A 12,603-nucleotide genomic window follows, 5' to 3' on the forward strand; every position below is an offset into this window, starting at 1 on the left:
GCCGGTGCCGCGTTCCTAACTTCGGAGCCCGTTTGAGGAGTTTTTAAATGCCATTGCCACCGCACGAAGCCCTGATCTATCTTATGGTCATCACTTCCGCGTCCGATCGTGACATGACCAATGTCGAATTGGCGCGGATTGGCGACGTCGTCCGCTCATGGCCGGTGTTCGAGGACTTCGACCACAACCGGCTGGTCGGCGTCGCCCAGGACTGCCAGAAGTTGCTGCACGAAAAGGACGGGTTGGAAGGCGTTTTGGCGCACGTCGCTGAAGCACTGCCCGAGCGCCTGCTTGACACCGCCTATGCCGCAGCCTTCGAGGTCGCGGCCGTCGACCTCGAAATGCGCCTGGAGGAGGTGAGGGTGCTGCAGCTTATCCGTCGCCAGCTCGATCTCGACACGCTCACCGTCGCCGCCATCGCCCGTGCTGCCAAGGCTCGCCTGCGCACGCTGACTTAGAGCGCTGTTCTCAAATGAAACGCCTCAACTATCAGGAAGGAACGTGGTTCCTTGTTCCCCTGAGAAGCAGTGGCTATGCCGTAGGCCTCGTTAGTCGAATGGCGCCCAAAGGGAGGATAATATTGGCATATTTCTTCGGCCCGAGACTCGATAGCCTCCCCACCCTTGACGAAATACGCGGATTTCAGCCGAAAGACTCGGTGAGATGTCTGCACGTTGGTGACCTGGGACTCGTCAATGGCGATTGGCGAATTCTTGGAAGATCGCCGGATTGGGATGGCAGCCAATGGCCCGTGCCCCAGTTTGTCAGACGGGACGAGCTTTCGAAGCGCAGTTGGCTAGTCACGTACTCTGATTTCGACCCCAGTGTGGTCGAGAAGGAGGAGCCGTTTCGATCCGATCAGGTGCTGGAGCGTGATGCCCTGTATGGGTACGGAGCGGTAGAACTCTTACTCACAAAAGTGATCGAAACTCGCTGAACATTGCTCGTTCAAGTGATCAGAAAAAGCTGACCGAGAAATAGCGCAGATAAAATTCGGCGAAGATGCCCTGCACCGAAATCTGCTGCAGTGCGTAGTCGAACGCTGCGGCCAGCGCTGGATCGTTGGCCCTGGTGGCGATGGCCATACCCGATCCCAGATAGCCAGGCGCTTTTCGAACGCGCCGCCAGCTCGATTTTCATCTTTCTGTAGCGTTGCGACTTCCTCTACTATCCCGACTGGGGTCTCCGGCAGGGAGGCAAGCGGGGCAAGCTTCTCATGGACGGTTCGCAGAGTTGTCAGGCGCGGTAGGCAGCGAGCAGACGTTGAATCTCGTCGATACGCGACTGGTGCGCCGCGAGGCGGACAGTCCGGCTATTTGCGAACGATGCCACGCAATCGACGCTGCGCCGCCGTCTCTTTAATCACGCCAGCAATCTTGCGGACAAATGCCGGACTGAACGCGCCGATCGGCCTCGTCGTCATCAGATCATAGGCTTTATCGACCTGCACCCGGTTATATTCGTCCAGGACCAGCCATGACGGATAGTCGAGGCCGCCGCGGCGGCATTCGATTTCGCTGATGGCGAGGTGCGGGCGCGACCGGTCGGGTTTTGCGAAGTCAGCGGAAAGAGAAACAAGGCTGCTGGCGTTGCGGGCGTCCGAACCACGATACAGACCGGCCTCGCCTTGCGTCCGGATTCCTCGCCGGCGTCTGCTTCCCGCGCCCATAGGTAATAAAATCGGAGCAGGTCGCCGGCTTTAAGCATCGGGCGTGTCGCCGGAAATTATTGCATCCAGTCCAGTCATGAGTTCATTGTGGACTTCATCCGGTGCGTCCTCGATCGTAAAAGCGGCCGAATGCGGCTGGCCGACGAGCTGATGGTACTGAGCAGCGGACAGGATGACGAGCTTTTCCTTGCCGCGCTTGGTCAGGGCCACCGGCTCGATCAAAGCCGTTTCGAGGATTTCGCCTGACACGCGATTCATGTCCGAGAATGTGAATTGCTTCATGATCGTACTTCCTTTTGAAGTACCTATAGTAGGTAATTCACGTAAGAATAGCAAGGATGGGTGGCGCGCGCGCCACCATTCTTATCAGGATCGATCCGCTCGAAAGAGCGGGATTGCTCGTTCAATTCTTTTGCTGCTTGCCGTCGCGCCCCAGTATCCAGCCCTGCAGCGTTACGAAAGGCAGATCGGCGGCGGTCACCAGCCCCGCATTTTCCTTGATCTCGACGGCTCCCGGCCTGTGTCCCGACCTTTTGGCTTTGCGTTCCGCGCTTAAGCATCCGAGAAAGAGATTTCAGACGCCCTGCGGGCGAACGGATTCCTGCATGGTTGCCCGCCGTGTCGAATCCGCGTTTCCATTGCCGGTCGGCCGGCACGACTCCGCGTGCCGGCACTTCTGCCGAAAGGTGGGGCCGGGCGACGATCACCGCAATCATGGCTGCGTCGTCGGCGCCGTCTTTTTCCATGCGCGGATAATGGAGTTCGCGGCCTTCATTTTGCCGATCGACAAGGCCAAGTTCCTCGATCTTCGCCATGATCCGTTGCAACACCGATGGATCGCCCAAGCGGATCGGCTCGTCATCTGCGCGGGGACAACTCGTCAGTTCGCCGTTCGCGCGGATCAAAAAGCTGACCGGGCCGGATCAGAAAAAGCTGACCGGGAAATAGCGCAGATAGAATTCGGCGAAGATGCCCTTCACCGAAATCTCCTGCAGTGCGTAGTCGAACGCTGCGGCCAGCGCTGGATCGTTGGCCCTGGTGGCGATGGCCATACCCGACCCCAGATATTCGGGCGCCAGATAGGGACCGCCGGCAAAGCGGCAGCAGGCTGCGGCATTCGAACTGCCCAGCCAGAAGGCGAAGCGCATGCCGTCGCCGAAGCCGGCATCGACCTTGCCGGCCTTGAGACCGTCGTAGAGCTCTTCCAGCTGCGCGAAAGGAACGACCTGGACGGTGCCGAAGTAATCGCGCAGCATCCGCTCATGCGCGGAGCCTGCGACGACGCCGACGCGCTTGCCACGCAGTCTGTCGAAGATAGGCTCCGTGAGCGCCTTTGCCTTCGGCATGATGAAGCGCGCCGGAAACTGCAGGTAGGAACGCGAGAAGGCATATTTTGACCGCGACTCCGGCGTGGCGGCAATGCCGGCAATGATCGCTTCCCCTTCGCCCTTCTGCAGTGCCCCTTCGAGCTCGGCCCAAGGCAGCGCCTGGATCTGGCATTTTTCGGCGATGCCGAGCTCGGCGCAGATCGCGCGCGCCAGATCGACATGGAAGCCGGACAAGCGGCCCGCTCCGTCGAGGAAGTTGAACGGCGGGAAATCGGTGGTGGTCAGGAATCTCAGACGCGGCAGCGCGGACAGGTCAGGCTTCGGCAGCCGCTCCTTGGCATCCCACAGCACCGGCACTTGCGGCTCCGCGGCACGCGCTCCCGTGAGCCACGCTGCCCCCGTCATTGCCAGCATCAAGACGATGGTCATCCACCGAATCGTCACGATCGAGCTCCGCCCTGTCCTGTCCAATGTGGCTTTTGGTACGAAAATGCCACAGGCACAACGGTTTTTGATTTCATCACGCCGATTTAGGGCTATGCTTCAGCGAGCTTGCAAACATGTGTGGCGGTCGGCTGGAGGGTAGCCGCAAGCCGCTGCAAACTGAGGGGAGCAGGTTTGTAATCCGGGGTCGAGGGCAAAGTGCGGGTCAAGCACTGGGCCGTTGATCTCAACGCGGGAAGGCAACATGGGGTAGATGTTGCAATGGGCCACTTCGATCGCACACTGGAATTCATAGATCAGCTGCAGCACGCCGATACGGCGGCCGCGGTCTGCGAAAAGCTGCTTGGCATAACCTCGGAGTTCGGCCTGACGGCGCTGATGGCCGGAACGGTTCCGCAGCCGGGCACGCCAAGAGGCCAGCAAAAGGACCATGTGCTGCTTTGCGAGTGGCCGGGAGAATGGCTGGAGCGCTATGTGGCGCGCAACTATGTCGACCATGACCCCGTCGTCAGCCATATGAAGCAGCTGCAGGCGCCGTTCCAGTGGCGGGAAGCGTCCCAGAGCATCCGCATCGACAAGAGCAGCGGCGAAGTGATGGGCGACGCCGGCGAATTCAAGCTGCGCGACGGATTGGCCTTCCCGCTGATCACGCTCGATGGCCAGATCGTCATGGTGTCGCTGGGCGGCGAGGCCGTCGAATTGTCGGGCGCCGATTTTGGGCTGGTGTCGCTGGTGGCGACCTATGCGATTGGCCGCGCCATGCAGATCCACACGATGGCGGCCAAGACCCTCGACCACCACGTCGAACTGACGCCGCGTGAGCGCGAATGCATGCAATGGGCCGCCGTCGGCAAGTCCGAATGGGAGATTTCACAGATTCTCGGCATTTCGGAACACACATCAGAGAAACACCTTCTTAACGCCAAAAGCAAACTCGGTGCCGTCAACCGGGTGCAGGCGGTCGCGGAAGCGATAAGGCGCGGCTATATTAGCTAGCTCGGCCGTGCCGGCCTAGAAATTCTTGCCTACGTGATCGCGTAATTTCCTCGGGACAGCCCGGCCGTATCTTCCTATTGAACCTAGGAGACGGCAGATGCTTTTTTCCCTTACAACACAGGAACTTATGGAACGTCCCGACCTTTGGGAGGCCGTTCATCGCTTACGCTACAAGATTTTCGTCGAGGAGATGGGGTGGACCGATCTGCAGCGCCCCGACGGCCTTGAGATCGATCAGTTCGATCATGACGAGGCGGTGCACCAACTCGTCATCCGCAATGGCGAGCTCGCCGGCTATCAGCGGATGTTGCCGACAACGCGTGCGCATCTTCTGACCGAGGTGCTGGCGGACCTCTTTGAAGGGACGCCGCCATCCGGGCCGAACGTGTGGGAACTGACCCGCTATGCGGTCGCGCCGGGCTTTCGTGACGGCAAGCGCGGCGTCTCGACGGTCGGCACCGAGCTCATTGCCGGCTTCGTCGAGTGGGGGCTGAAGCGGAATGTCAACCAGGTGATCATCGAGTTCGAACCGATGTGGGTCCTGCGGGCGCTGCAGTTGCACTTCCTGGCGAAGCCGCTTGGCTACCAGCGCACCTATGGCAACCAGCAAGTCGTCGCCACACTGCTCACCTTCAACGAGCACACGCTTGAGGTGGTGCGGTCGCGTCGCAGTCATTTCGCGCCGGTTCTGGCCAGGGGATATCCCGACAGGCTCGGAATGAGGCAGGCCTCGTGAGAATTGGAGACAGCCATGAACATCCACCCGCAAACAGAGTTCCGCAATCATTCGTTGATCGTCACGGTGTCGTCGGATGACGGCCGGCCGGTGCTGGACGGGCGAGCCTATGAAAGCCTGGCCAGGATCTTCCACGAAGCTGCAATCGACGATGATGTGCGCGTCGTGGTGCTGCGCGGCCTCGCCGGCTGCTTCTGCCTCGGCGGCGATTTCTCCGAGTTCCTCGACGCCACCAAGCATCAACGGTTGATCGCTGCCGTCACCGACATGTTCCGCACGTTGGCGACGTTCCCCAAACCGGTCCTTGCCTGTGTCGACGGCGATGCCGTCGGTGTCGGCTGCACCATCCTGTTCCATTGCGACATGGTGATCGCATCTGACGAAAGCACGTTCCGGGTGCCGTTCGTCGATTTCGGCCTCGTGCCGGACGCGGCGACCAGCATCCTGGCGCCGCAGAAACTCGGTTATGCCGGCGCTTTCCGCTTCTTCTGCCTGGGCGACACGCTCAGTGCCGCGGACGCCAGGATGCTGGGCCTGGTCACGGAGATCGTGGTCGGCGACGTCGAGGAAGCCGCACTTGGCAGAGCCAGGCAACTCGCCAAGAAGCCGGTTGCCGCACTGCTGCAGACGCGCGACCTGCTCAAGGGCGACACAGGCGCACTCTGCGATCGCATCGACCAGGAGATTTCTCTGTTTCAGCAGGCTTTGCAGGACGATACCACACTGCGGCGGCTGCAGCGGATTGCCCGGCTGGCGGCATGAGACGTCATTCGGCAGAATGACAGGAATATCCGGAATCGTGCCGCGCGTCTTTGGGGCGCGCGGCAGCGCTTCAGGCCTGTCTTCCCAGGAAGGAAGGCGCTTCCCCGATGATCTTCTTGTCTTCCTTGCCGATGGCGTCGAGATCGCGGCCGTCATAGGGAAGCGACAACAGGATGCGCCGGATGATGGCAAGTCGCGCGCGCCGCTTGTCGTTGGCCTGTATGATGATCCAGGGCGCGAATTCCTTATGCGTGCGTTCGAACATGAGATCGCGCGCTTTGGTGTAGTCGTCCCATTTGGCGATGCCGGCAATATCGATCGGCGAGAATTTCCAGTTCTTCAAAGGACTCCAGCGGCGATCGTGAAACCGCTCGAGCTGTGTTTCCCGACCGATGTTCAGCCAGAATTTGAAGAAATGGATGCCCTCGTTACAGATCATCCGTTCAAAATACGGCGTCTCGTCCAGGAATTTCTGATGCTGCTCCGGCGTGCAGAAGCCCATAACCGGCTCGACGCCGGCGCGATTGTACCAGGAGCGGTCGAAGGTGACGAACTCGCCGGATGTCGGAAAGTGCGCGACATAGCGTTGGAAATACCATTGCCCGATTTCGGTTGGGCTAGGCTTGGTCAGCGCCACGTTGCGCGCTGTCCTGGGGTTCATGTACTGGCGCAGCGCGAAGATTGTGCCGCCCTTGCCGGCGGCATCGCGTCCTTCGAACAGCGACATCACCCGCTTGCCCGTCGATTGCAGCCATGCCTGCGCCTTGACCAACTCGATCTGCAGCCGCTCGAGCGTCTCGTCATACTCGTCGCTTTTCATTTTCTTGTCGTAGGGGTAGCCGCCGGCGGTCAGCTTGTTGTCCTCGATCCAGTCCGGAAGCTTGGGATCCTCTATGTCGAACTCGAACTCCTTGCCGTTGATCCGGATCTTTTGCGGACCTGGAACAGGCGCGGCGGCATCTTCCTTGGGGTTTTTCATCGAGATGAACCTTTCCAGCTTCCGGACTCATGCTATTGGGAGCCTTACTGCATCGGCCCGAAAATCGGAATCGATTTTCGAAAGGAACGATGCAGCAGATTTAGTAATAGCGCCGGTCAGCGGGAAGTTTCCAACCTGCCGGTCGGGGTGGGGACGGAGGCACAGTGCGCGCGAATGGCTGACAGTAGCTGACAATGGCTGATATGGGCGGCGCAGAACAGCGAACCACGGCGCAAGCCGTCGCCACCCGGTTGTGGAACAGCCGCTGGCTGCTTGCGACCGGCATCGTCGCGATCTTGACGGTCTATGGTTTCGCAGACATGTCCTTCCATGTTGTGCTGCTGGCATGTGCTGTGCTGCTGCTCGCCGCCGCGATGCTGCCGGCCGGCGTAGCGCGCCAATCCGCGGAGGATGCCGCGGCGATCGAGGCGGGCGGGCTACAACAGCTGTCGGGAGAATATCTGGCGGCCGCCGTTGCCGATCCGCTGATCATCTTCGATCGCACCGCGACGATCGTCCATGCCAACGCCGCCGCCTTCGCTGCCTTCGCCGGCATCGCACCGGGCATGTCGCTGTCGCTGAAATTCCGCGCGCCCGAGATGCAGGCCCTGCTGGACAGTATCCTGTCGGGCGCCGCCGCTGCGGACGTCGTCGAATACACCGAAAAGCTGCCGGTCGAACGGGCCTATCGGGTGAGTGCCTCTTCGGTCGGCCACGGCACCGACCTCTATGTGCTGGTCTTCAAGGACCAGAGCGAGGCGCGCCGGATCGACCGGATGCGGGCCGACTTCATCGCCAATGCCAGCCATGAGCTGCGAACTCCGCTCGCCTCGATCTCCGGTTTCATCGAGACGCTGCGCGGCCCGGCCCGCAACGACCCGGCGGCGCGCGAGCAGTTCCTGCAGATCATGCACAACCAGACCGGCCGCATGGCGCGTCTGATCGACGACCTGCTGTCGCTGTCGCGGCTGGAGATGAAACCCTATCTGAAGCCGGGAACCGAGGTCGATCTCCGCCAGACCCTCGACAGCGTCATCGATTCGCTGGGTCCGCTTGCCCGCGAAAACGGCGTTGCCATCGAGCGGGATTTCGCGAAAGGACCACTCAATGTGCCGGGGGATCGCGATGAACTTTTCCAGGTTTTCGAAAATCTGCTGGAAAACGCCTGCAAATATGGACAGTCGGGTGGACGTGTCGTGGTGACGATTGCCCACAGCGATGACGGTCCCGAACCGGGCATCGACGTCACCATCCGGGACTTCGGCCCCGGCATTCCCGAGGAGCACATCCCGCGCATCACCGAACGTTTCTACCGCGTCGACGTCGAAAACAGCCGGACCCAGAAGGGCACCGGCCTTGGCCTGTCCATCGTCAAGCATATCCTGACGCGCCACAATGCCAGGCTGTCGATCACATCGGAGGTCGGCAACGGCGCAGCTTTCACGGTGCATTTGCTGGCGCACTGACATCTCACTATCTAAGTACGCGCCGGCCCGAGTACCGGAAGACTTTAGGACCGCCGGATGCGTGGATACAGGACTTTAGAGCCTATTCTGTGGCCTAGTGGACGCACGTCGCTCTAACGGTTTCTTTTTTCTGTCATCCGGCTAGCGTATCAGCGGGGATTCGAGGAACGACTCGGACCAGAAGACCCGGGAAGGCATCTCCATGCAGTCCGTGCACATCGTCAGCGCCTATGACGAGGAGCTGAAATATCTGTCGAAGCGCATTGCCGCGATGGGCGGGCATGCCGAACGCATGGTCGAACAGGCGATTGCCGCTCTGGTCAACGCCGACCCTGGCCTTGCCCAGAAGGTCATCCGCGACGATGCCGTTCTTGACCAGGGGCAGCGCGAGATCGACGATAAGGCGATCATCATCATCGCCAAGCGCCAGCCGATGGCGACGGATTTGCGCGAGATCGTTGGCGCCATCCGCATCTCGGCGGATCTCGAACGGGTCGGCGACCTCGGCAAGAATGTCGCCAAGCGCGTGGTTGCCGTCATAGAAGGGCGCCAGCCGACCAGCCTGTTCCGCGGCATCGAGGCTTTGGCGGACCTGGCGTTGACGCAGCTCAAGGAAGTGCTCGACGTCTACGCGTCGCGCTCGGTGGAAAAGATCGGCTTCGTGCGTGACCGCGACGATCAGATCGACGCCGTGTACACCTCGCTGTTTCGCGAGTTGCTGACCTACATGATGGAAGATCCGCGCAACATCACGCCCTGCACGCACCTGCTGTTCTGCGCCAAGAACATCGAGCGGATCGGCGACCACGCCACCAATATCGCCGAGACGATCTACTACATCGTCACCGGCGACCAGATGCCGGCCGAGCGGCCGAAGGGCGACAAGACAGACAAGATTGTGCTTCCCGCAACGCTACCGGCGAAGTGAGCGGCTGCCTCTCGAACCCATTGCTGATTTAGGCTAAGCTTTACCGAACGTTCCTGATCCTGACCCGAGGCCATGCCTCCAGGAGGTAGCGATGGAAACCGTTCGGAACCTGACGCCGGCCCCGCCGACATCGGCCATCGTCGCTTCCAGCGTCTATACCGCCGGCCGGCGTGTCGCCGACATTCCGATCGAGGAAGCCGGCGAATGGGCCAAGAAGCCAGGTCATGTCGTCTGGATCGGCCTGCTGGAGCCGGACCGCGACCTGTTGCTTCGTGTCCAGGCGCAATTCCACCTGCACGATCTGGCGATCGAGGACGCCGAGCATCCGCATCAGCGGCCGAAGATCGAGCAATATGGCGATGCGTTGTTCATCGTTGCCCGCACGGCTCAACTGATCGACAGGCGCGTCACCTTCGGCGAGACGCATCTGTTCGTCGGCGCCGGCTACATCGTCAGCGTCAGGCACGGTCCGTCGACTTCTTATGCCGCCGTTCGCCAGCATTGGGAAAGCTGCCCGCATTCGCTAGCCAAAGGCGAGGATTTCGTCCTCTATGCCATTCTCGATTTCATCGTCGACAACTACATGCCGGTGCTCGAGCAGATCGAGGACGAGGTCGAGGCGATCGAGGACAGGGTTCTGCTGAAGCCGATGACCGGCTCCGACATAGAGCGGCTCTACATGCTGCGCCGCGATCTCTTGCGCCTGCGCAACGCCGCGCTGCCGCTGGTGGAAGTCTGCCGCCGGTTGACCAGCGCCGACCTGCCGCAGATCCATGCGGCCATGCACCCGCTGTTCCGCGACGTCACCGACCACATCCGCACCGTCCAGGAGAAGATCGACAGCTTGCGGGAGGTGCTCGCATTTGCCTTCGAGGCGAGCCTCCTGGTTGGCCAGAGCCAGGAAACGGCGATCACCAAGAAGCTCGCCTCATGGGCTGCAATCCTGGCGGTGCCGACGGCGCTCGCAGGCATCTACGGCATGAACTTCAACGACATGCCGGAACTTAGGATGGAATATGGATATCCGGTCGTTCTGGGAGCGATTATTTTGGTCTGCTCGGTTCTCTACTGGCGCTTCCGCAAGAGCGGCTGGCTGTGAAAGAGAAGGGAGTAAGGGAGTAGGGCAGTAAGGGAGTATGTAGTGCGTTGCCTTGCCAAGGTCGCACTCACTAAGCCTGATCTTTACCTACTCCCATACTGCCCTACTCCCTTATTCCCTTATCTGCTCCGCCGCCGCTCCGAAGCGGGCTGAAACGCAACGCGAGCGTGATACTTGCAATAGGGTCCGGTTTCGGCCGCGTCGTTGCCGCAGAAATGGAACTCTTCCGAAAGCGGATCGCCATTCGGCCATTTGCATGTCCGCTCGGTCAACTCGACGAGCTGCAGATGCCGCGAGATCGGTACGACGACGTTCTCGACCGGACGGACATAATGACGCGTCACCGGTACGGCGTCGAATTGCGCCTGCAGCGCGGTCGCGCCGATCGACGTGGTGATATGCCGCGCAGTGCTCGCGGCCCGCGACACCGATTTCTGCACGGTCGATCCCTGCACGCTCTTCTTCTGGCGTGCCGGCGTGGCAGTCGCGCGTCCGCGGCCCGACAGTTTCAGCCGATGCACCTTGCCGATGACGGCATTGCGGCTGACACCCCCAAGCTGTGCGGCGATCTGGCTGGCGCTCAGCCCCTCCGACCACAATTTTCTAAGAAGTTCGACCCGCTCGTCAGTCCAATTCATGAGACCGCGCTCCTGCTGAAATGTGCGGCGATCGGAATCCTTCCACGATCCGGCTTCCGCCGGGCAGACACCACATATATCGGGTGATTAGGTCCGCCGCACGAAATCTAGTTATTTCTCGACCTACAATTACCTTATGCGCTGACTCGGTGACAAGAGTCCGAGGGCCAACACGAATCGGTTTTTTCGGTTTTCCCCAACTTGCCCGGTCGCTGATGAGCCGGCGTCTCGCTGGAAAGCTTGCCGCGCGTCCTTGCACGACGTTTTCGTTGACTTCATGGCCGAAAAACACGATAAGCCGCACAGGCCGCCGCTTTGGCGGCTTTTTGATTTTCCGGTTCCGGAGACGCATATAATGAGCGGTTCGGCGCTTTTCGAGACCTTTACCCGCGCACCCCTGGCCTTCGACCATGGGGAAGGCACTTGGCTGGTCACCGACAAGGGCGAGCGATATCTCGATTTTGGCGGCGGCGTTGCCGTGAATTCGCTGGGCCACAGCCATCCGCATCTGGTCTCGGCACTCACCGAGCAGGCGGCCAAGCTCTGGCATGTCTCCAACCTCTACGAGATTCCGGGGCAGAGCCGTCTGGGCGAGCGGCTGGCCGACGCAACCTTCGCCGACAAGGTGTTCTTCACCAATTCCGGCGCCGAGGCGCTGGAATGCGCCATCAAGACGGCGCGGCGCTACCATTTCGTCAAGGGCCATCCCGAGCGCTTTCGCATCGTCACCTTCGAAGGCGCTTTTCATGGCCGCACGCTGGCGACCATCGCCGCCGGCGGCCAGTACAAATACCTGGAAGGTTTCGGCCCCAAGGTCGAAGGTTTCGACCAGGTCGGTTTCGACGACATCGAGGCCGTCGAAAAGGCGATCACATCAGAGACCGCCGCGATCCTGATCGAGCCGGTGCAGGGCGAGGGCGGTATTCGCCCGGTGCCGACACAGTCGCTGAAGCGGTTGAGGCAGCTCTGCGAACAGCATGATCTGCTGCTGATCTTCGACGAGGTCCAGTGCGGCATCGGCCGCACTGGAAAACTGTTCGCGCATGAATGGGCTGGCGTCACGCCCGACATCATGGCCGTCGCCAAGGGCATCGGCGGCGGCTTCCCGGTGGGCGCCTGCCTTGCCACCGACGAGGCCGCCGTCGGCATGACCGCCGGCGTGCACGGCACCACTTTCGGCGGCAATCCGCTGGCGATGGCGGTCGGCAACGCCGTGCTCGACGTCGTGCTGGCAGACGGTTTTCTGGAGGATGTGCAGCGCAAGGCGTTGCTGCTGAAGCAGGGGCTGGCGGGCGTCGCCGACGAATTTCCCGATGTCATCGAAGACATCAGAGGCAGCGGCCTGATGCTCGGCCTGAAATGCGCCGCGCCCAACACCAAGGTGAACATGGCATTGCGCGACCAGCATCTGCTGGCGGTTCCTGCCGGCGACAACGTTCTTCGCCTGCTGCCGCCGCTCACCGTCACCGACGCCGAGATCCATGCGGCGCTCGACCGCATCCGCGCCGGCGCCCGGGGCCTGTCGGACGCCATCGCCGCGGCTGCGGCGAAATAACAG

The 12,603-nt window shown here is 61.1% G+C and carries 15 protein-coding genes and 1 pseudogene; 9 read left to right on the forward strand and 7 right to left on the reverse strand.

Features of this window, described 5'->3' with window-relative positions:
* Window positions 1–47 precede the first annotated feature (47 nt).
* The gene (locus AC0L2B_RS32325) at window positions 48–458 is read left to right on the forward strand and encodes a tellurite resistance TerB family protein (RefSeq protein WP_091600334.1); all 411 of its coding nucleotides are present in this window, start codon (window positions 48–50) and stop codon (window positions 456–458) included.
* Window positions 459–472: 14 nt separating this feature from the next.
* Window positions 473–937 carry an Imm26 family immunity protein gene (locus tag AC0L2B_RS32330; protein WP_473748217.1) on the forward strand — a complete coding sequence of 155 codons (465 nt, stop codon included), beginning with the start codon at window positions 473–475 and terminating at the stop codon, window positions 935–937.
* Window positions 938–956: 19 nt separating this feature from the next.
* Here the strand turns inward: AC0L2B_RS32330 and AC0L2B_RS32335 are convergent.
* The 5 genes and pseudogenes from AC0L2B_RS32335 to AC0L2B_RS32355 form a co-directional block, all read right to left on the reverse strand.
* Window positions 957–1,109: pseudogene (locus AC0L2B_RS32335) on the reverse strand (transporter substrate-binding domain-containing protein); the annotation flags it as partial.
* A gap of 203 nt (window positions 1,110–1,312) precedes the next feature.
* Window positions 1,313–1,669 (reverse strand): hypothetical protein, encoded by a 357-nt coding sequence (locus AC0L2B_RS32340; RefSeq protein ID WP_473748218.1) that lies wholly within the window; start codon window positions 1,667–1,669, stop codon window positions 1,313–1,315.
* A 30-nt stretch (window positions 1,670–1,699) separates the two neighbouring features.
* On the reverse strand, window positions 1,700–1,951 hold the full coding sequence (locus AC0L2B_RS32345; RefSeq protein ID WP_473748219.1) for a prevent-host-death protein: 252 nt from the start codon (window positions 1,949–1,951) through the stop codon (window positions 1,700–1,702).
* A 23-nt stretch (window positions 1,952–1,974) separates the two neighbouring features.
* On the reverse strand, window positions 1,975–2,484 hold the full coding sequence (locus AC0L2B_RS32350; protein ID WP_473748220.1) for a hypothetical protein: 510 nt from the start codon (window positions 2,482–2,484) through the stop codon (window positions 1,975–1,977).
* Between the two features lie 108 nt (window positions 2,485–2,592).
* Window positions 2,593–3,411 (reverse strand): transporter substrate-binding domain-containing protein, encoded by an 819-nt coding sequence (locus AC0L2B_RS32355; RefSeq protein WP_091600345.1) that lies wholly within the window; start codon window positions 3,409–3,411, stop codon window positions 2,593–2,595.
* A 291-nt stretch (window positions 3,412–3,702) separates the two neighbouring features.
* Between AC0L2B_RS32355 and AC0L2B_RS32360 the strand changes: the two genes are divergently transcribed.
* From AC0L2B_RS32360 to AC0L2B_RS32370, 3 genes are all read left to right on the forward strand, one after another.
* Window positions 3,703–4,437 (forward strand): helix-turn-helix transcriptional regulator, encoded by a 735-nt coding sequence (locus AC0L2B_RS32360; protein WP_023802176.1) that lies wholly within the window; start codon window positions 3,703–3,705, stop codon window positions 4,435–4,437.
* A gap of 97 nt (window positions 4,438–4,534) precedes the next feature.
* The gene (locus AC0L2B_RS32365) at window positions 4,535–5,173 is read left to right on the forward strand and encodes an acyl-homoserine-lactone synthase (RefSeq protein WP_027155170.1); all 639 of its coding nucleotides are present in this window, start codon (window positions 4,535–4,537) and stop codon (window positions 5,171–5,173) included.
* 15 nt (window positions 5,174–5,188) lie between these two features.
* Complete coding sequence (locus AC0L2B_RS32370; RefSeq protein WP_084646899.1) at window positions 5,189–5,935, forward strand: enoyl-CoA hydratase-related protein; 747 nt, start codon at window positions 5,189–5,191, stop codon at window positions 5,933–5,935.
* A gap of 70 nt (window positions 5,936–6,005) precedes the next feature.
* On the opposite strand, the gene ppk2 is transcribed toward AC0L2B_RS32370, so the two are convergent.
* On the reverse strand, window positions 6,006–6,914 hold the full coding sequence (gene ppk2 / locus AC0L2B_RS32375) for a polyphosphate kinase 2 (RefSeq protein WP_473748221.1): 909 nt from the start codon (window positions 6,912–6,914) through the stop codon (window positions 6,006–6,008).
* Window positions 6,915–7,108: 194 nt separating this feature from the next.
* Here ppk2 and AC0L2B_RS32380 point away from each other — a divergent pair, with 194 nt between their 5' ends.
* The 3 genes from AC0L2B_RS32380 (at window position 7,109) to AC0L2B_RS32390 (ending at window position 10,407) form a co-directional block, all read left to right on the forward strand.
* Window positions 7,109–8,380, forward strand: a complete 1,272-nt coding sequence (locus AC0L2B_RS32380) for a sensor histidine kinase (protein ID WP_473748222.1) — start codon at window positions 7,109–7,111, stop codon at window positions 8,378–8,380.
* Window positions 8,381–8,582: 202 nt separating this feature from the next.
* Window positions 8,583–9,308, forward strand: coding sequence for a phosphate signaling complex protein PhoU (gene phoU / locus AC0L2B_RS32385; protein WP_023802181.1), 726 nt, complete (start codon window positions 8,583–8,585; stop codon window positions 9,306–9,308).
* Between the two features lie 91 nt (window positions 9,309–9,399).
* Entirely contained in the window at window positions 9,400–10,407 is a 1,008-nt protein-coding gene (locus tag AC0L2B_RS32390) for a magnesium and cobalt transport protein CorA (RefSeq protein WP_023802182.1), read from the forward strand.
* A 119-nt stretch (window positions 10,408–10,526) separates the two neighbouring features.
* On the opposite strand, the gene AC0L2B_RS32395 is transcribed toward AC0L2B_RS32390, so the two are convergent.
* Window positions 10,527–11,045, reverse strand: coding sequence for a GcrA family cell cycle regulator (locus tag AC0L2B_RS32395; protein ID WP_027155176.1), 519 nt, complete (start codon window positions 11,043–11,045; stop codon window positions 10,527–10,529).
* Between the two features lie 355 nt (window positions 11,046–11,400).
* Here AC0L2B_RS32395 and AC0L2B_RS32400 point away from each other — a divergent pair, with 355 nt between their 5' ends.
* The gene (locus tag AC0L2B_RS32400) at window positions 11,401–12,600 is read left to right on the forward strand and encodes an aspartate aminotransferase family protein (protein WP_287174605.1); all 1,200 of its coding nucleotides are present in this window, start codon (window positions 11,401–11,403) and stop codon (window positions 12,598–12,600) included.
* Window positions 12,601–12,603 lie beyond the last annotated feature (3 nt).

This window comes from Mesorhizobium sp. WSM4815 (genome assembly GCF_055811575.1).